This window comes from Nitrobacter vulgaris, from assembly GCF_031453995.1.
Taxonomy (GTDB): domain Bacteria; phylum Pseudomonadota; class Alphaproteobacteria; order Rhizobiales; family Xanthobacteraceae; genus Nitrobacter; species Nitrobacter vulgaris.
Genome location: NZ_JAVDPZ010000010.1, coordinates 60,772 through 78,604 on the forward strand (window position 1 = coordinate 60,772; position 17,833 = coordinate 78,604).

The window sequence follows — 17,833 nt, forward strand, 5'->3', positions numbered from 1 at the left end:
TCCGCCAAAAAGACGATCGTCGAATTCGCGCAGAAGCGCCGTACCGCCGGCGCGAAGATCTTGACTGGCGCCTCGTGAAAAGCTCTCGGCATGGTCCGCATTCGAACGATCGCTGGAAGCATGCGTCGTACAAAGTCGGTGTCCGCCGGCAGGTGTTCAAGTCCGGACCGGCAGCGCTCCAGCCCGAAACCACCACAGCCGTCACGGGTACACAGCCGTCACGGGTACGAAGTGACCGAAGCCGCTAGGTTAGAGTTCTGCGAAACGATAACAGCAATGGTGTGCACCGTGACGCGGTAAGCGCCGAGCAAGCCTCGTACGAGCTTTCGAAGTCAAGCACTATTTCACGGCATTCTTCATTCCCTCAGCTCGGGGTTGTCGGTTCGATCTGGCTGCCCTTGCTTGCGTCGGCCCCATGTCGGGAGGCCGGGTAAAATCGTGGTCAAGGCTACCGCCGTTCCGTGCCCCCGCGCTCCATCGGTTATCAGATTTTCCCGTGGGCTCGAGTCTGTAAGGGCTTGGAACCAAGGCGTCAACGTGCCCAGCTAGCTGGAAATCAGAACGACCAGGAAAGAGGACGCGCCCGCTGCGATCCCGCAAGCAGAGCGAGACGGCCGACAAACTGTCGTTCCTTTGGGGGCGATGCGTCGCTCCATTATCGTGATGGAGGTCGGAACCGGCCGCAGATGCTAGATCTCCCGTCCCCTGGCGATCGCCGCGTCGAGTAGCTTCTCCGCGTTTTCGACGGCCTGCCTGAAGATCTCCGCCTCGTCTTCCAACGACATTCCAGTGATTGTGGAGTTCTTCAGGTCGCGGAGGCAGTTGTCTCGGAGTGTCATGAGAGACGTATCATCGAGGAGGTGCCCACTGAGGACATATCGGATCAGTTGGGCGGTAAAATTCTCGAACACAAGCGTAATCATACCCGCCTGGGCCGCACTGCGAGTTGCATTCTGGAGGATCTGTTTATCATCCATCGCGTCGTTTCATCTGTTTGTGTCAGAGAATTTAGAGGTTGCTGTTTGTCTGGTACCGTTTGGAGCCTTTGGAGTCGTTCTGGGCGCGGGCCGGTGGTGGCATGGCGCCGTCCGCTCTCTAACAAAGGTGCGCCAGATTCGAGACTAGCCTTTTCCAGTTCATCCAGCCAGCAGCCTTTCTTTGCCGATCCGTCGTTGCCTATCCGTTGCAATCGGGCTTTTGACTAGGCTCCCACCGACGGAAGTCCCGGTTCGCATCGATCGTGAGCCCGGCGTTCAATCGCGTTCCGGCACCAAGCCGTCATTGTCTCGATGTCGGGTTTCAGACGCGTGGCTGAATCTCCGGCGAAAGCCAGAAAGTCACCGAGGTTTTGCGTGGAAACACCGATGAGAAGCGGGATATCGGCAATCAGGGCCTCGGCAATGACCGCTCGCAGCCCCCGGCCGTGCGCTTCTTCCCTGCCAAACTTGTTGATGACCACCAAATCGACGTGTTCGAGCACCGCGCGCTCGATCCAGGCGTCGATGCGCGCGAAGGCGTCCTGATCAAGCCGGCAGCCCCTTGCTTCGTTACCGCGGTCCAGCGAGATCTTGACCTCGTCACCGCACAACAGATCCTTGACATACATGTCGCATCGACGCCGGCCTTCCCGATGCGGGTTTGACTGGACGACGCCACCGAGCTTGTAACTGGAAGCGATCAGAACGGCAGCGCATTGAGCTATCAGAGCATCCCTGACGAGACCGTCATCGTAAGCCACCACCCCGATCGGCCTCAGGCCGGGGTCCGTATGCTCGGCAGAAATTTGGGGAGCAGGGCGCCGCTCCATCGTTCCCTCTTCTGCATCAGCCATGTCTTGAATTCTTGTTTTGATTTGATCGCTGCTCGGTTCTTTTTACGTTGCTCATTTCCCGGCCCGCGCTTTTTCCGGCGCGGAGAAAGCCGCTGGTGCTGTTTCAGAGCGGCGTCACGATCAGCAATACGCTGTTTCATTGCGACAGGCAGGCCACGGAATGGTCTATCAGGGCAAGTGAAACCGACGCAAAGCGGCCTGTCAAGTGATCCCATATGAAGGGTCTGCCTGCCCTTGCGTAGTCAGCAGCGCGGAACGCGCTTGTCGGATTGATGACAGAATGGGACCTTGCCGGAGCGTCTGCCACCGCAAGCGAATCGGGAGCTATGTGTGAAAACGGCCATTACAAAACTATTCGGCATCCAGCATCCGATCATCCAGGGCGGTATGCATTATGTCGGCTTCGCCGAGCTTGCCTCCGCGGTCTCGAATGCGGGTGGTCTCGGCATCATCACCGGATTGACCCAGAAGACGCCGGACCTGCTGGCGAAGGAAATCGCGCGTTGCCGTGGCATGACCGATAAGCCGTTCGGTGTAAATCTGACGTTTCTCCCCGCGTTCACCGCGCCGCCATACCCTGAATATATCCAGGCGATCGTGGAAGGCGGCGTCAGGATCGTCGAGACGGCGGGCCGCAATCCGGAGCAGTACATGGCCGCGCTCAAGGCTGCCGGCATCAAGGTGATCCACAAATGCACCTCCGTGAGGCACGCGCTGAAAGCGGAACAGATCGGTTGCGACGCGGTCAGCGTCGACGGCTTCGAGTGCGGCGGTCACCCGGGCGAGGACGACATCCCCAACATGATTCTGCTGCCGCGCGCCGCCGACGAACTCAAGATTCCGTTCGTGGCGTCGGGCGGCATGGCAGATGCGCGCAGCCTGGTCGCCGCGTTGGCGCTCGGTGCCGACGGCATGAACATGGGCACGCGCTTCATAGCCACGAAAGAGGCGCCGGTGCATGACAACGTGAAGAAGGCGCTGGTCGCGGCCTCCGAACGCGATACCCGGCTGATCATGCGCGCGCTGCGCAACACTGAGCGTGTCTTGAACAACCGCAAGGTCGAGAGACTCATGGAGATCGAGCGGGAGAAAGGCGAGAGCCTCAAGATCGAAGACATTATCGAGGAGGTCGCCGGCATCTATCCCAAGGTCATGGTTGAAGGCGACTTGGATGCCGGCGCCTGGAGCTGCGGCATGACGGTTGGTTTGATCGACGACGTGCCGAGCTGCAAGGAGCTGATCGATCGCATCATGGGCGGTGCAGAGCGCATCATCCGTCAGCGGCTGACAGGTCTGCTCGACGGCAAAATGGCTATGGCTTAGCGGATTCGAGAATCGGCTGTGGTCTCGGCGCTTTCGAAAACTTAGCTGTCGTGGCCGATGTGCTTGTGGCGAATACGGCGCACGATCGACCAGATCGTTAACGCCGCCACCGGAATGAAGCCCGCCGTCAGATAGCCCGGCTCGATCGCGACCGTTCCGGACTCATGGAGCGCCTTGGCGACGTAGCCGAACAGGCTGACCACATAATAGGTGATGGCCGCAACCGACAGCCCCTCGACGGTGGTTTGCAGCCGCAGTTGCATCCGGGTGCGGGCGTTCATCGATTTTAGCAGTTCCTGATTCTGCTGTTCGAGTTCGACATCGACCCGCGTGCGCAGCAGGTTTGCCGCCCGCGACAGCTTGAACGATAGGTTTTCCTGACGCGCCTCGGTGGTCACGCAGGTTCGCATAGCCGGCGCCATTCGCCGCGCCAGAAATGACGTCCATGTCGGCAGACCGGACACCTTCCGCTCGCCGATGGTCGTCAGCCGCTGCTGCACGATCTCGTAATAGGCGCGGCTGGCGCCGAAACGAAACACGCTCGCCGCCGCGCCGGCCTCGACCTCCGCGGCCAGCGCCGTCAGTTCGTCGAGCAGGTGGCGGTTGTCCGCGAGATTGCCGTTATTGCGCATCTTGTCGGTCACTTCGGCAAGGCGCTGCTCGACCTCGCTGATCGAAGGCGCGAGCCGCTGCGCCTCGGGCAGGCCGAGCAAAGCGAGCGTGCGATAGGTTTCGATCTCGATCACCCGTTGCGCCAGCGCGCCGGCGCGATCGGGATTGAGCTTGCGGTCGACCACCAGGATTTTCACGAATCCGGACGGATCGGGCTGGAAGTCCGTGGCGTAAATCGCTGCGCCATCGTTGTTTTCAGCAAGCGCCAGACTGGTTCGCTCGAACAGCCGCTCGGGCGGTTGAACAGCGGGCCCGTCGGCGAGCACATGCATGTCGATCGCCACAAGCAACGGCCCGGGCTGCGGCACAAGTTGCATTGGGGCAGCCAGCGCGGCGGCGGGCGGGTGAAACGGAATGCCCTCGGCAGGAGAGTGCAATTCCCAGGTGTAGGTCGTAAATTCGGAATGCTGCTCCCACCGCAGCGTCGTGGTGCCGAAGGCCACGCGATAGTGCCGTTCGGAGGCGGTCGGTACGGGCAGGCCACGTGCCGAGCAGAATTTCGCGAGGTTGGCGAGGTCTATCTGCGCGCGCTCGCCGGCCGTGTCGAACGCGAAATGCAGAATTCGGGCGGGGACGGTCAGCGCCGTGAAGGGCCGCGCATGGAGTTCGCCGAGAATCGCGGTGCGGAGCGGATGCGGAGCAAGCCGGGCGGACTCTGCGTCCCCAATCGAGACTTCCGCGCTCATGCGATCCTTTCCGGCGTACGTCGCTTGTTCTGTTGACGGTGCAACGACCGCGGCAGCGATGCGCGGTGTTGCGCTTCCTGATAAGCCGAGAACGATTGCCGATCAACGGCGATCCGGAGCAAACGGGTCACGCGCGCCTCAATAATGCGGCGGCGGCTCGCTAGCCGGGGCTGGCCGCCCGGCTTCCGCCTCCCGCAAGCGCTCGCCGAGTTCGGCAATCTGTCGCATCAGCGAGTCGATCTGCTTCCACTGCGCAGTGACGACCTGATTCAGGGCCTCGATGGTCTCCTCCTGATGCGTTGCGCGCATTTCCAGCGCATTGATGCGATCCGCGAATGCCTTGTCATTCATCGCACGGCATTCCGTCCATCATCTGGTCCGGGGATCGGGATTCCTTCAGCCCGTGACTGAGAGCGATTCTGTCATCGAATACAAAACATTCGCCTCGCCAGCGGCTTTCGCTTTCAGGAATGTCCTCGAGGTATTTCAGGATGCCGCCCTTGAGGTGATAGACTTCCCCGAACCCGCGCGACAGCAGGTAGGAGCTTGCTTTCTCACAACGAATCCCGCCTGTGCAAAACATTGCGATCCTGTGATGCTTGTGCGGATCGAGTTCTCGCGCGGCGAAATCCTTGAACTTTCCGAAACGGGAGAGTTGCGGATCGACAGCGCCTTCAAAGCTGCCCATCGCCACCTCGAAGGCATTGCGGACATCGATCAGAAGTGTGCCGGGCGCGGCGATCAGTTCATTCCAGTCCCTCGGGCCGACGTAGATGCCGACCGCGCGGGTCGGATCGGTCGCGGGGTCGCCCAGCGTCACGATCTCTTTCTTGAGCCGGACCTTCAGCCGTGCAAACGGCATCGTCGAGGCATGCGAGAATTTCAGCTCGAGATTATTCAGCCGGCCGGAGAACAGCGGGCCGGTCCGTAATTCTGATACCAGCGTGTCGATTGCGCCCGGCATTCCGGCGACGGTCCCGTTGATGCCCTCGGCAGCGAGCAGGATCGAGCCCTTGATGGACTGCCCGGCGCACAGCGCGCGCAGCGGTTCGCGCAACTCGCGAAAATTCGGCAGCGGCGTAAATTGGTACAAAGCGGCAACCTTGAGCATGGAGCGGGTTTAGCAGCCCGCGCTGCGTCGAGAAACCCATGCAATAATTCAATAGAGGGTCGATAGCGGATAATGTCCCTTTATGTCCCGCTTCGTCGTGCAGACCGGTCTTCTGCCGCCATCTGCAACGGCCGTTGCATACGAGGTTCTATTGCCGTTCGACCGTCAGGGAATACTTCGTCGCATAGAAAAAGCCGGCCCGCAAAGGGCCGGCCTTCACGTCAAAATGCGACGCACGTTTTAGTTGGATCAAGATTAGTCAGATCAGAGTTTCTTGTTGATTGCGGCTGCTGCTTTGTCAGCAGCGTCCTTGGTCGCTTCCTTGGCGTCGCCAAGCGCGTTCTGACCCTTACCCTTTAATTCTTGAATCGCGCCTTCACCCTGAAGCTTCTCCGAACCGACCGCTTCGCCAATTCCCTGTTTGGCCTTACCGATTGCTTCGTTGACGGTACCCTTGATCTTGTCGGTAGTGGAACCCATAAGTTTTTCTCCTTCACGTCAGCCTGCACCATAACGTGCAATGCGTTGAAGGGTTCCTGCGGTGGAAAAGGGACGTGCCGTTCCGCATTCAAAAAGAAATTCAGAAGAGAGGTCCATGAGCGGGTCGAAAGGGTGATCCGCTCATGATTCATGTTCGCGCCAGATGCGGCTATGGATCGAGGATATCGTCCCCGACTAAGCAGCTCTGACCGTTGCGAGAAATTTCTCGACCTCCTGCTTGAGACGACCAGTGTCCCCGGACAGGGACTTCGCCGCCGCAAGGGCCTGCGTGGAGGCGCTGCCTGTCACCGAAGCTCCGTTGCTGACCTCGATAATGTTGGAGGAAACTTCTGAGGTTCCGGCAGCAGCCTGCTGGACGTTGCGGGATATCTCCTGAGTTGCCGACGCCTGCTCTTCGACTGCCGAAGCGATCGTGGCAGAAATCTCCGCGATCTTTCCGATGACGATCCCGATTTCCTTCACGTTATCGACAGAGTCGTCAGTCGCCGACTGGATGCTTGTAATCTGCTGGCCGATTTCGGCGGTGGCCTTCGCGGTCTGTTCGGCCAACGCCTTGACCTCGGACGCTACGACGGCAAACCCCCGGCCGGCTTCACCAGCGCGAGCGGCCTCGATCGTTGCATTGAGTGCCAGGAGATTGGTCTGGCTGGCAATCGTATTGATAAGTTCAACCACGTCTCCGATCTTCGTGGATGCCTGCGACAGCGAATTGATACGCTGGTCGGCGCTATGAGCCTTCTGCGCCGCGTCGTTTGCGATCCTCGAGGCTTCCTGCACCTGCCGGCTGATTTCATTCACGGAGGCCGCCATTTCCTCACTTGCAGAGGCCACAGACTGAACGTTGACCGTTGCCTCCTCGGAAGCCGCTGCCACAGCTGATGACAGCTGATGGGTTTGCTCGGCCGTCTTGGTCAAGGCGGTCGCCGAATCTTCGAGTTGGGTCGCCGCCGAGGATACGGTCTGGATCACTGCGCCGACCGCCGCTTCGAAGCCATCGGCAAGGCGGTGCATGTCCGCTTTGCGCTGCTGCGCAGCAAGTTGATCCTGCTGCATCTTGGCTTCCGCTTCATCGCGCGCCTTCTGCTCGGCCTTGACCTTGAAGGTTTCGACCGCCCGCGCCATGTCGCCCATTTCGTCCTTGCGGTCGAGCCCGGGCAGGACGACGGAGAAATTGCCTTTTGCGAGTTCACCCATCGCTGTCGTCAGCGCCGCCAACGGCCGCAGGATTCGCGAGAACGCTATCCAGAAGCTGACAAAAGCGAGGGCGATACAGCCCAGAAATATCAAGCCGGCGATGAGCAGTTTGGATGAGCTGTTTGCAGCCTCCTTGGCCGCCTCCTGGTCGGCCGCTTCACCGACTGCATTGGCCAGCCGAAGTATCGAATTGATCGCGGTCGTCGCCTGCGCCACATAGTCGTTGCCGCTGATCTTGTATTCACCCGTCTCGGCTGCCGCGAGTACGGCGTCGCGAGTCTGGCCGTAGATCTGGAAATAATCTCTCTCGACACCCGAGATCGCATCAGCAACTTTTCTCGGCAAGTCGGCGCGCATACGAGCCGGTGAAATGGTTTCCCATGCCAGCTCAACATTTCCGCGGAAACGAGCGATCGTCCGCAAGTTGGTCGTGGAAATCTTGGCGCGGGAGCCAACCATCCCTCCGAAGAGCGCGCGCTCCCTTCCGGCGTTCTCTGCCATCTGCGCAGTCAGATGACGTAAGCTGACCAATTGCGTCAGGGCCGCTGTAGGCGGGCGGGTCAGCGTTTCCAAAGTGAGCCGCAGCCTGTTGCCGGATACGTCAATCAGCTTGGTGATGGTCGGCGAGAAGCTCTCCACGACGTCCGGGTTCCGTTCCGATCCCCGCTTGGGAAGATTCTCGTCGAGGCGCGTGCGAAATCCGACGAACCCCTGGAAAGCGCTCTCGGCCTCCGAGATTTTCGATTCCGCAGATTTCATCGCCGGATTTCCGCGCAGCAGTTGCGCGGCTTCCGAAAATGCGCGATCGGCGGCTTGCCGTGTTTCGGCGATCTGAGGACGGAGTTCTGCGGGCAGCGCATCGGGAGACTTCAGCGGCGCGTTCGTAAGTCCGCGCTCCACCGCCCATTGTCCCGCGCTTCGCAACAGCAATTGCGAGATGTGGTTCACTTCGAGGAATGCTTCAGATTGCTGTCGCTGTTCGTAGGCTTGATAGGCCGACATTCCGGCGGAAAGTGCGCCTATCATGACGAGCGCGGAGACGATCGCGGGCAGTGTAACGCTTATCTTCGCCTTCATTTTCGGATCCTTCCGATGCAGGTGAACTCTTCGCCGATCAACCGTTCTCAGTTGATCGAGGCTGGTGTTGGTCGCTGTAGTACGGGTTAGGACGTTGTGCTTTGATGCGCGGCTGAGTGGCGAGAAGGCCCCGCGGTACGACACATGAACCGTTCAAATCGGCGGTATCTTCGAGCTACAGGATTAAAATTTTACCAATAAACGCGAGTGGATGATGTCTCGCAACCAAACCTTGCGTTCGGTTCAGGCTCTAACCGCGTTTTTCCGTTTGGTTTTCGATTATGAAAAATATGAAATGAAGCCGGCCTTTCCCTATTTTAAAGATATTTTCCTTATAGCGGTAAGATCATTGCCTGTAGTAATCCCGAATCGGACCGACGGCGTCGAGTACCCGAACAAGAGGACATTGCGATGAGCTTTCGCCGTGACGTGATCTCCAAGCTGATCTTCTCCTGGGCGCGCCGTGTGCTGCCTTCGGTGTCCGATACCGAGCGCGAGGCGCTGGAAGCCGGGGACGTCTGGTGGGATGCCGACCTGTTCACCGGCGATCCGGAGTGGACGAAACTCCTGGATACCCCGCCGGCAACTTTGACAGCAGAAGAGCAGGCCTTCCTCAACGGGCCCGTGGACGAACTGTGCGCCATGCTCGACGAATGGAAGATCAATTGGGAATTGCGAGATCTGCCGCCGGAGGTCTGGAATTTCATCAAGCAGAAAAAATTTCTCGGCATGATCATTCCGACCGAGCATGGCGGACTCGGCTTTTCGCCCTATGCGCATTCGGAAGTCGTGCGCAAGATTTCATCGCGCTCGCTGGTCGCTGCGGTCACGGTGATGGTGCCGAATTCACTCGGCCCCGGCGAATTGCTGATGCGTTTCGGTACCAGGGATCAACAGAGCAAATGGCTGCCGTGTCTGGCTGACGGTCGCGACGTTCCGTGCTTCGGCCTCACCAGCCCGGAAGCCGGCTCCGACGCGGCGGCGATGACCGACAGCGGCATCATCTGCAAGGGCATGTTCGAGGGCCACGAGGTCATTGGGATCAGGCTAAACTGGCACAAACGGTACATCACGCTTGGTCCGGTGGCGACACTTCTCGGCCTCGCCTTCAAAGCCTACGATCCGGATCATCTGGTTGGCTCGCAGGAGGACCTCGGCATCACCGTGGCGCTGATTCCAACCAGCCTGCCTGGAGTTTCGATCGGCCGTCGCCATCTTCCTGCGATGCAGGTGTTTCAGAACGGCCCAACCTGGGGCAAGGACGTCTTCGTTCCTCTCGACTACGTCATCGGCGGAAAGGAGCGTCTGGGTCAGGGCTGGAAGATGCTGATGACCGCGCTGGCTGCCGGGCGCGGCATCTCGTTGCCCTCGTTGTCGGCTGCGGGCGCGGCTTTTTCGGCGCGGACGACCGGCGCTTATGCGCGCATCCGCGAACAATTCGGCATTCCGATCGGAAAGTTCGAGGGTATCGAGGAGCCGTTGGCGCGGATTGCCGCCACGGCCTATCTGATCGATGCGGCGCGGCGGCTGACTTGCGCTGCGCTGAACGAGGGCCACCATCCCGCGGTCATTTCCGGCATCATGAAACTGCATGCCACCGAGCGGCTGCGCACCGTGATCGATGACGCAATGGATATCCATGGCGGCAAGGCGGTCATCGATGGACCTCAAAATTATCTCGGTAACCTCTATCGGGGGGTGCCGGTTTCGATCACCGTGGAAGGCGCCAATATCCTGACGCGCAATCTTATCATCTTCGGGCAGGGTGCGATCCGTGCGCATCCCTATTTGCTGCAGGAGATGAATGCGCTCGGCGACACGAACAAGGCCCGAGGCCTTGATGCTTTTGACAAGACGTTCTGGGTTCACATCGTCCATAGCTTCAAGACTTTGTTCCGTGCCTGGGGCCGAAGCTGGAGCGGCGGAGTCTTTGCGCCCGCGCCGAATGACGCTGGCGCGGTGACCGGATTCTATCGTCAACTCTCGAGGTATTCGGCGGCCTTCGCATTATGCGCCGATATGGCGCTCCTGACGCTGGGCGGCAAGTTGAAGCGGAAGGAGATGCTATCCGCACGGTTTGGCGACATTCTTTCCGAGCTGTATCTCTTGTCGGCTGTACTCAAGCGTTGGCACGAGGAGGGCCGTCAGGAGGCCGATCTCGCAGCGGTCGAATGGTGCATGGCGACCGGCTTCCGCACCATGGAGCAGCGGTTTGCGGATATCCTGGCGAATCTGCCAAACCGCTTTGTCGCGATCATGCTCAAATTCATGATCCAGCCGCTCGGCGCGCAAGCGCGCGGACCCAGCGACAAGGTCATTCACGCCTGCGCGCAACTGGTGTTGGAGCCTTCCGTCGCGCGCGATCGCCTGACGCAGGGACTGTCGCATGTCGATGATGACGGTGGGCCAGCCCGGCTGGAGAAGGCATTCCTACTGGTTACCGCCGCCGAGGACGTGTTTAAGCGGATGCACGCTGCGCGCCTGCGCGATGCGGATGCCGCCGTCAGGCAAGGCACCATCACCCAGGTCGAAGCCGAGCAGTACAAGGCAGCGCAAGAGGCAGTGGCCCGGGTTATTGAGGTCGACGACTTTGCGCCGGAGGCATTGTCGCCTCACGAGAAGGCCGTCAGCGTGCAAGTCGTGCAGGAGCGGACCGAGACGAGGGTGGCAGGCTGATGGTGCGCCCAGTCTATATCATCGACGGCAGCCGAACTCCGTTCCTGAAAGCGCGAAGCGGTCCGGGGCCGTTCACGCCGGTCGATCTGGCCGTGCAATGCGGCCGGCCGTTGCTGGCGCGCCAGCCGTTCGCGCCTGACGCGTTCGATCAGGTCATCCTCGGCTGTGTCAACGTCATTGCCGATGAAATGAATCCGGCCCGCGTCGCGGCATTGCGGCTCGGCATGGGCGAGGCGATGGTCGCGTTCACGGTGCAGATCAACTGTGGCTCGGGCATGCAGTCGATCGACACCGGCTACCGCTACATCCGCGACGGCGACGCTAATTTGATCCTGACTGGCGGAGCGGAGGCGCTGAGCCATGCACCGTTGGTATGGCCGCAGCAGGGCGTGCGCTGGTTCGCAGGTGTCGCCGCCGCCAAGGGCATCGTTGAGAAAATCAAGGCGATCGCCAAAGCGCGGCCGCCCTATTTCAAGCCGATCATCGGGCTTGAGCGGGGGCTGACCGATCCGATCACCGAACTCAACATGGGCCAGACCGCGGAGGTGGTCGGCCATCTTTTCGGCATCACGCGCGAACAGTCTGATGCCTACGCGGTCGAGAGCCACAAACGCCTTGCCAAGGCGCAGGCCGAAGGCTGGCTGAAAGGCGAGTTGGAAACCGCTTTCGCGCGCGACGGCAAATTCTATGATCACGACGACGGCGTGCGCCCCGACTCCTCGATGGAGTCGCTGGCGAAGTTGAAGCCGGTGTTCGAGCGGCCATGGGGCCAGGTCACCGCCGGCAATTCCTCGCAGATCACTGACGGCGCGTGCTGGACGATTCTCGCATCAGAAGACGCCGTCATCAAACACGGTCTCAAGCCGAAGGCGATGATCATCGACAGCCAGTGGTCGGGGCTGGATCCTTCAGTCATGGGACTGGGTCCGGTGCTGTCGGCGACTGAACTGTTGAAGCGCAACAAGCTATCGCTTCACGACATCGAAACCTGGGAGCTCAATGAAGCATTCGCGACGCAGGTGCTCGGCTGCCTCGCGGCGTGGGAGGACGAGAAGTTCTGCCGCGAGGTGCTCGGACTTGAGGGCGCCGCCGGCACGATCGATCGCGCCAGGCTCAATGTCGATGGCGGCGCGGTCAGCCTCGGTCATCCCGTCGGCACTTCGGGCAACCGCATCGTGTTGCATCTTGTCAACGCTATGAAGCGGCTCGGCACAAGGCGCGGGATTGCCACCGAATGCATCGGCGGCGGGCTGGGCGGTGCGATGCTGGTTGAGATGGTGTGAGGGCGTCATGAAATCAAAGGTATTGGACGCTCTCAAGGATCGCGTGCTGGAGCTTGGGCCAACGCCCGATGCAAGCGGTCCCTATCGCAACTTCAAGCTGACCCGCGATAGCGATGGTGTGGCTTGGGTTCTGTTTGACCGCGCCGATTCCAGCGCCAACACGCTGTCGTCGGACGTGATGGAGGAGTTTGGCGCAATTGTCACCGCGCTGGAAAACCATCCGCCCGCCGGCGTCGTGCTCCGTTCGGCCAAGACGTCCGGCTTCATCGCAGGCGCCGACGTCAACGAATTCCGCGGCGCCGCCGATCCGGGCGAGGTCGAAACGACGCTCAGGCGCGCCGACGGCATTATCGGCCGGCTGGAGGCGCTGAAGATTCCGACCGTCGCCGTGATCCACGGCTTCTGCCTCGGCGGAGGACTCGAGGTGGCATTGGCATGCCGGACACGAATCGCCATCGACAATGCGCGGTTCGGTTTCCCCGAAGTGATGCTCGGCCTGCATCCCGGCCTCGGCGGCACCGTCCGCTTTACCAGACTTGTCAATCCGATGCAGGCGATGACGTTGATGCTGACCGGCAAGACCATCGACGCGCGGAAAGCGAAATCGCTTGGTCTTGTCGATGCCGTGACCCAGGAGCGGCACGTCCGCAACGCCGTGAAGGATGTGATGGTCGGCCGGCTGAAGCGTGGCCGGCCAAGCGTGCTCAATCAGCTGCTTAATCTCGGCCCCGTTCGCGGCTTTCTAGCCAAGCGGATGCGCCAGGAGGCCGCGAAGGCGGCGCCACAGGAGCATTATCCCGCTCCCTATGCACTGATCGATCTCTGGGAGAGGCATGGCGGTAGCAAGACGGCGATGCTGGCGGCTGAAAAGCGGTCCTTCGCCGAGTTGATGGTAACGTCGACGGCGCAGAACCTGATCCGGGTGTTCTTCCTCCGCGAGGAGATGAAGAAGCTCGCGGCCGGCGACAATGTTGTGAAGCATCTGCACGTCATCGGCGCCGGCGCCATGGGCGGCGACATCGCCGCGTGGTGCGCGCATCAGAATATCCGGGTCACGCTCGCGGACATGAAGCCGGAGCCGATCGCCGCCGCGATCAGGCGCGCAGCCGATCTTTACAGCAAGATCGTCCGCAAGCGGACCGGTATCCGCGACACGCTCGACCGTTTGATACCCGACCTGGTTGGCGAAGGCGTGCGCCACGCCGATCTCATCATCGAGGCGGTTTCCGAAAAGCTCGAACTGAAGCAAAAAGTCTATGCCGCAATCGAGCCGAGAATGAAGCCGGGCGCGATCCTCGCTACCAACACCTCGAGCATTCCGCTGCAGGAACTGCGCACCACATTGCAGCGTCCTGAGCGCCTGGTGGGCCTGCATTTTTTCAATCCGGTGTCGCGGTTGCAACTGGTGGAAGTGGTCAGCCACGAAACCGCCGACCCGCAGGTGCTGAAACAGGCCATGGCATTCGTCGGGGCAATAGACCGGCTGCCGCTGCCCGTGCAGAGCTCGTCAGGGTTCCTGGTCAACCGCGCACTGACGCCGTATATGCTCGAAGCCATGGTCATGCTCGACGAAAAGATCGACAAGACGGTGATCGATGCCGCGGCGGAAAAATTCGGCATGCCGGTGGGACCGATCGAACTCGCCGACCAGGTCGGGCTGGACATCTGCCTCGCCGTTGGCGACGAGTTGCGCGCGAAGTTCGGCGAAGCTCTTCCGCAGCCGCCGGACTGGCTGCGTGAGAAAGTTGCGAAAGGCGAACTCGGCCGCAAGACCGGCCAGGGTTTTTATACCTGGCGCGGAGGTAAGGCTGAGAAGGGCGATGCCGGGAATTCGCGGGTTCAGCCGGAATTGATCGATCGCCTGATGCTGCCGATCTCGAACGTCTGCGTCGCATGCCTGCGCGAAGGCATCGTCGACGATCCCGACCTTGTCGACGGGGCCATGATCTTCGGCACCGGCTACGCTCCGTTCCGCGGCGGTCCGCTGAAGTATGCGCGCACTCGTGGCCCGGAGAATGTCGCCGCCAATTTGCGCGAGCTCGCGGCAAAATACGGCGCTCGTTTCGCGCCGGATCCGGGCTGGGATACGTTCAAGTGAGGCGATGCGTGATGTTGCTTCAGACCAACGAATGACAGACATCATGACCGACCTCACAGCCGTTCACGCCCCGGCGATCAGTGAAACCACGCCGCTCGGCGAACTCTGCACGCGCACGCTGGCGATGCCGGCCGACACCAATCAGAATGGTGACATTTTCGGCGGCTGGCTGCTGAGCCAGATGGACATCGGGGGCGGCGTCTTCGCCTCCAAGCTCGCGAAGTCCCGCACCGTGACGGTTGCAATCGACGCCATGAATTTCCGCAAACCGGTCTTTGTCGGCGATCTCGTCTCCGTGCATGCAACACTCGTCCGCATTGGCAAGACTTCGATCACGGTGCATCTGGAAGCCTGGGTGATGCGCCGCAAGGAGAAGCAGTTCATCCTTGTCACCGACGGCAAATTTACCTACGTCGCGATCGACGATCAGGGCCTCCCGCGGGAAATCCCCCAGGCCGGGCGGCCGGCTACGGCATAGCCGGCACTCCCAGCCAGCCTGTTTGCTGAACCGGAACGGTTTACGCCGCCAGCCGCCAGCCGCCAGTTCGTCGATCCGATATGGCGTTTTCGAGCGAAGTGGATGCGGTTTGCCTGAAGAAAACGCGTCAGAAGCAAAATGCTCTCGGTGCCCAACCTCGACCGATTCTAGTTGCGAACGTCAGAACCCATGTCCATATCCTGTTGGTACGACAGGGAACGTTTCCCGCCATTGCCCGTTATTGGCGCGGCCTTTAGGGCCGGAAGAATGCGAGTGGGACATGTCGAAGACCTATATTATCGAAGTCGGTTCTGAATCCGCCGGGATCGTGGTGCGTGATCGCACCGGGTTCCGGTTCTTTTCGGCCTCCCGGAGGTACAGTTGCCTCGACGGCAAGCTGTTTCGCAGCGCCCGTGAAGCGGAGCGCGCGGCGAAAAACCGTGCGTCGTCCAAGAAATCCACGTGTCCCGAATTCGTGAGATCGCTGCGGCGCGCTTTGCCGAAACTTCCCTTTTGATAGAGATGCTGGCCGACGCAGGAAACTGCGTTGACGACTTCGTCCAACATCAGCACCATGGCATATCCTGCGGGTCCTGGGTGCTGTTGCTGTAACGACTATCGCCCTCCTCGCATCGAGGTGATCGTCGGCCGCGCGCCGGTTCGACGATCTCATCTCGCGTTAAGGTGATGGAGAGGGCGCGTCCGTGGGTCAGGTTTTCGACCTCGCTATCATCGGCGGCGGCATCAACGGGTGCGGGATCGCGCGCGACGCGGCTGGGCGGGGCAACTCGGTCTTCCTGTGTGAAATGAACGATCTCGCCAGCGGCACGTCGTCGTGGTCGACCAAGCTGGTGCACGGGGGGTTGCGATATCTGGAGTATTACGAGTTTCATCTGGTTCGCGAGGCGCTGATCGAACGCGAAATCCTCTGGCGGATCGCGCCTCACATCATTCATCCGGTGCGCTTCGTGCTGCCTCATCACGCCGGCCTGAGGCCGGCATGGCTGCTGCGGCTCGGCCTTTTCCTTTACGACCATATCGGCGGCCGGAAGCTGTTGCCGTCGACGCGCTCGGTCGATCTGGCGCGCGACAGTGTCGGCAAGCCGCTGAGCCCCGGCCGCTACCGCAAGGGTTTCGAATACTCTGACTGCGTTGTCGACGATGCCCGCCTCGTCATTCTTACCGCGCGCGATGCGGCCGACCGCGGAGCGGATATCCGGACCCGAACGCGCGCGGTTGAGACCCGTCAGTCCGACGGCCTCTGGCGTATCACGGTCGAGGATACGCTAAGCCGCGAACGCAGCACGATCGCCGCGCGGATACTGGTCAACGCGGGCGGCCCCTGGGTCGAACAGGTGCTGACATTGGGCGCGGGCGTCAACACCCGTGCGAGAGTGCGGCTGGTGCAAGGATCGCATATCGTGGTCAGGAAACTCTACGATCACGACCGGGCTTACATTTTCCAGAACAGTGACGGCCGAATCGTGTTCGCCATTCCCTATCGGGATGACTTCACCCTGATCGGCACCACGGACCGCGACTATGAGGGGGACCCTGCCAAGGTAAAGGCCTCAAGCGAGGAAATCGCTTATCTCTGCGCGTCGGTCAGCGAGTATCTGGCGAAGCCAGTGAAGCCGCAGGATGTGGTCTGGTCCTATGCCGGGGTGCGGCCGCTTTACGATGATGGCGCCAGCGAAGCCAAGGCCGCCACCCGCGAATACGCCTTTGAACTCGATGCGCCCGGCGGGGCGCCGCTGCTTTCGGTTTACGGCGGCAAAATCACAACCTATCGCCGGCTGGCCGAAGAGGCGCTGGAAAAGCTGTCGCCATATCTGAAAGGGACAAAAGCGCGCGAGGGCTGGACTGCGAAGGCGGCGCTGCCCGGCGGAGACATGGAGGTGTCGGCGGTGGCGGCGTTGACGGCTAATCTGCTGCGCAGCTATCCTTTTCTGACGGAAGGACACGCGAAACGTCTCGCGCTCGCCTATGGCACCCGCGCGGCCAAGATGCTGGGTACAGCGAAGACGACGACGGATCTTGGCCGGGAATTCGGAGCCACGCTCACTGAACGCGAGGTCTGCTATCTGATTTCCGACGAATGGGCATGCACCGTGGAGGATGTCATCTGGCGGCGCTCCAAGCTCGGCTTGCGCATGTCGGCGGCCGACATAGCGGAGCTTGAATCCTGGTTCGCGGAGCGGACGGAGGCCGGCCGCCCAAGGGAAGCGGAAGCACGGCCATAAGTCTCGCCTCGAGCCTTATTTTACGCCCAAGAAATCTCGCTTGCCGAGTTCGACGCCGTTGTGACGCAGGATGTCGTATGCGGTCGTCGCGTGGAAATAGAAATTCGGCAAGGCGAAATGGCTGAGATATTGCTGACCCTTCAAAGTCATTGTTTTGTCGGGACCTGCCGGAAAGGTGATATCGCGGCTTTCCGCGCCTTCGAATTTTCCGGGCGCTGCGTTCTTGACGAAATCCGTTGCCTGGGCGATCCGCTGCTGCAACTCGTCGAAGGTCTTTTCCGTATCCGGGGTGCTCGGCACCTCTGAACCGGTCAGCCGCGCGCAAGTCTTCACGGCGAAATCGCAGGCGATCTGGATCTGGCGCGTCAGCGGCAGCATATCCGGATAGAGCCGCGCGGTGAGCAGTGTTTCGGGCGCGATCTTCCGGGCGGTGGCGTAGCCTTCGGCTTTCCTGAGAATGTCGGAGAGGGCGCCGAGCGTTTGCAGAAAGGCCGGCGGAGCGGAATCATAGAATGACATGGAATGCCTTTGTCTGTTCTGGTGTGCGAACGCGATGGTGAGACAGCAGAATGCGCTGCCGTTTGCAGATGGGGGCTCACGTCACAAGCCGCAACCTCTCGGTCCTCGCCGAATCATCAGCCTCAACGGTCTTCGCGATCG

Annotated in this window: 15 protein-coding genes; 7 read left to right on the top strand and 8 right to left on the bottom strand. The window is 60.9% G+C overall.

Annotated features, from left to right (window positions below; genetic code table 11):
* Positions 1–689: 689 nt before the first annotated feature.
* Together GGQ85_RS08490 and GGQ85_RS08495 are read right to left on the bottom strand one after the other, a co-directional pair.
* On the bottom strand, positions 690–977 hold the full coding sequence (locus GGQ85_RS08490) for a hypothetical protein (protein WP_079445861.1): 288 nt from the start codon (positions 975–977) through the stop codon (positions 690–692).
* Between the two features lie 224 nt (positions 978–1,201).
* A complete protein-coding gene (locus GGQ85_RS08495; protein ID WP_244553421.1) occupies positions 1,202–1,831 on the bottom strand; it encodes a DUF2478 domain-containing protein in 630 nt (209 codons plus the stop codon).
* Between the two features lie 330 nt (positions 1,832–2,161).
* Between GGQ85_RS08495 and GGQ85_RS08500 the strand changes: the two genes are divergently transcribed.
* Entirely contained in the window at positions 2,162–3,154 is a 993-nt protein-coding gene (locus tag GGQ85_RS08500) for an NAD(P)H-dependent flavin oxidoreductase (protein WP_079445862.1), read from the top strand.
* A gap of 41 nt (positions 3,155–3,195) precedes the next feature.
* On the opposite strand, the gene GGQ85_RS08505 is transcribed toward GGQ85_RS08500, so the two are convergent.
* From GGQ85_RS08505 to GGQ85_RS08525, 5 genes are all read right to left on the bottom strand, one after another.
* Positions 3,196–4,512, bottom strand: a complete 1,317-nt coding sequence (locus GGQ85_RS08505) for a DUF3422 family protein (protein WP_079445863.1) — start codon at positions 4,510–4,512, stop codon at positions 3,196–3,198.
* Positions 4,513–4,650: 138 nt separating this feature from the next.
* Positions 4,651–4,863: a SlyX family protein gene (locus GGQ85_RS08510; protein WP_309774127.1), complete on the bottom strand. Its 213-nt coding sequence runs from the start codon at positions 4,861–4,863 to the stop codon at positions 4,651–4,653.
* Positions 4,856–5,623, bottom strand: a complete 768-nt coding sequence (trhO, locus tag GGQ85_RS08515) for an oxygen-dependent tRNA uridine(34) hydroxylase TrhO (protein ID WP_309774128.1) — start codon at positions 5,621–5,623, stop codon at positions 4,856–4,858. Before trhO ends, GGQ85_RS08510 begins: the two co-directional genes overlap by 8 nt.
* A 264-nt stretch (positions 5,624–5,887) precedes the next feature.
* Complete coding sequence (locus GGQ85_RS08520) at positions 5,888–6,103, bottom strand: CsbD family protein (RefSeq protein WP_079445866.1); 216 nt, start codon at positions 6,101–6,103, stop codon at positions 5,888–5,890.
* A 195-nt stretch (positions 6,104–6,298) separates the two neighbouring features.
* Positions 6,299–8,395 carry a methyl-accepting chemotaxis protein gene (locus tag GGQ85_RS08525; protein ID WP_079445867.1) on the bottom strand — a complete coding sequence of 699 codons (2,097 nt, stop codon included), beginning with the start codon at positions 8,393–8,395 and terminating at the stop codon, positions 6,299–6,301.
* Positions 8,396–8,806: 411 nt separating this feature from the next.
* Between GGQ85_RS08525 and GGQ85_RS08530 the strand changes: the two genes are divergently transcribed.
* The 6 genes from GGQ85_RS08530 to glpD all read left to right on the top strand — a co-directional run bounded on the left by GGQ85_RS08530 (position 8,807) and on the right by glpD (position 17,173).
* A complete protein-coding gene (locus GGQ85_RS08530) occupies positions 8,807–11,071 on the top strand; it encodes an acyl-CoA dehydrogenase (RefSeq protein WP_309774129.1) in 2,265 nt (754 codons plus the stop codon).
* On the top strand, positions 11,071–12,354 hold the full coding sequence (locus tag GGQ85_RS08535) for an acetyl-CoA C-acetyltransferase (RefSeq protein WP_309774130.1): 1,284 nt from the start codon (positions 11,071–11,073) through the stop codon (positions 12,352–12,354). The genes GGQ85_RS08530 and GGQ85_RS08535 overlap by 1 nt, the downstream gene beginning before the upstream one ends.
* A gap of 7 nt (positions 12,355–12,361) precedes the next feature.
* The gene (locus tag GGQ85_RS08540) at positions 12,362–14,452 is read left to right on the top strand and encodes a 3-hydroxyacyl-CoA dehydrogenase NAD-binding domain-containing protein (protein WP_309774131.1); all 2,091 of its coding nucleotides are present in this window, start codon (positions 12,362–12,364) and stop codon (positions 14,450–14,452) included.
* A 31-nt stretch (positions 14,453–14,483) separates the two neighbouring features.
* Positions 14,484–14,930 (top strand): acyl-CoA thioesterase, encoded by a 447-nt coding sequence (locus GGQ85_RS08545; RefSeq protein ID WP_309774132.1) that lies wholly within the window; start codon positions 14,484–14,486, stop codon positions 14,928–14,930.
* A gap of 280 nt (positions 14,931–15,210) precedes the next feature.
* Positions 15,211–15,447, top strand: a complete 237-nt coding sequence (locus GGQ85_RS08550) for a hypothetical protein (protein ID WP_309774133.1) — start codon at positions 15,211–15,213, stop codon at positions 15,445–15,447.
* A gap of 187 nt (positions 15,448–15,634) precedes the next feature.
* Positions 15,635–17,173: a glycerol-3-phosphate dehydrogenase gene (gene glpD / locus GGQ85_RS08555; RefSeq protein ID WP_309774134.1), complete on the top strand. Its 1,539-nt coding sequence runs from the start codon at positions 15,635–15,637 to the stop codon at positions 17,171–17,173.
* A 15-nt stretch (positions 17,174–17,188) separates the two neighbouring features.
* Here the strand turns inward: glpD and GGQ85_RS08560 are convergent, their stop codons facing one another.
* Complete coding sequence (locus GGQ85_RS08560; protein ID WP_309774135.1) at positions 17,189–17,692, bottom strand: DUF1993 domain-containing protein; 504 nt, start codon at positions 17,690–17,692, stop codon at positions 17,189–17,191.
* Positions 17,693–17,833: the final 141 nt, after the last annotated feature.

What these genes read in the sequence shown, in the direction of transcription:
- GGQ85_RS08490 (WP_079445861.1), bottom strand. Translation starts at nt 977, where the DNA reads ATGGATGATAAACAGATCCTCCAGAATGCAACTCGCAGTGCGGCCCAG.
- GGQ85_RS08495 (WP_244553421.1), bottom strand. Translation starts at nt 1,831, where the DNA reads ATGGCTGATGCAGAAGAGGGAACGATGGAGCGGCGCCCTGCTCCCCAA.
- GGQ85_RS08505 (WP_079445863.1), bottom strand. Translation starts at nt 4,512, where the DNA reads ATGAGCGCGGAAGTCTCGATTGGGGACGCAGAGTCCGCCCGGCTTGCT.
- GGQ85_RS08510 (WP_309774127.1), bottom strand. Translation starts at nt 4,863, where the DNA reads ATGAATGACAAGGCATTCGCGGATCGCATCAATGCGCTGGAAATGCGC.
- trhO (WP_309774128.1), bottom strand. Translation starts at nt 5,623, where the DNA reads ATGCTCAAGGTTGCCGCTTTGTACCAATTTACGCCGCTGCCGAATTTT.
- GGQ85_RS08520 (WP_079445866.1), bottom strand. Translation starts at nt 6,103, where the DNA reads ATGGGTTCCACTACCGACAAGATCAAGGGTACCGTCAACGAAGCAATC.
- GGQ85_RS08525 (WP_079445867.1), bottom strand. Translation starts at nt 8,395, where the DNA reads ATGAAGGCGAAGATAAGCGTTACACTGCCCGCGATCGTCTCCGCGCTC.
- GGQ85_RS08530 (WP_309774129.1), top strand. Translation starts at nt 8,807, where the DNA reads ATGAGCTTTCGCCGTGACGTGATCTCCAAGCTGATCTTCTCCTGGGCG.
- GGQ85_RS08535 (WP_309774130.1), top strand. Translation starts at nt 11,071, where the DNA reads ATGGTGCGCCCAGTCTATATCATCGACGGCAGCCGAACTCCGTTCCTG.
- GGQ85_RS08540 (WP_309774131.1), top strand. Translation starts at nt 12,362, where the DNA reads ATGAAATCAAAGGTATTGGACGCTCTCAAGGATCGCGTGCTGGAGCTT.
- GGQ85_RS08545 (WP_309774132.1), top strand. Translation starts at nt 14,484, where the DNA reads ATGACAGACATCATGACCGACCTCACAGCCGTTCACGCCCCGGCGATC.
- GGQ85_RS08550 (WP_309774133.1), top strand. Translation starts at nt 15,211, where the DNA reads ATGTCGAAGACCTATATTATCGAAGTCGGTTCTGAATCCGCCGGGATC.
- GGQ85_RS08560 (WP_309774135.1), bottom strand. Translation starts at nt 17,692, where the DNA reads ATGTCATTCTATGATTCCGCTCCGCCGGCCTTTCTGCAAACGCTCGGC.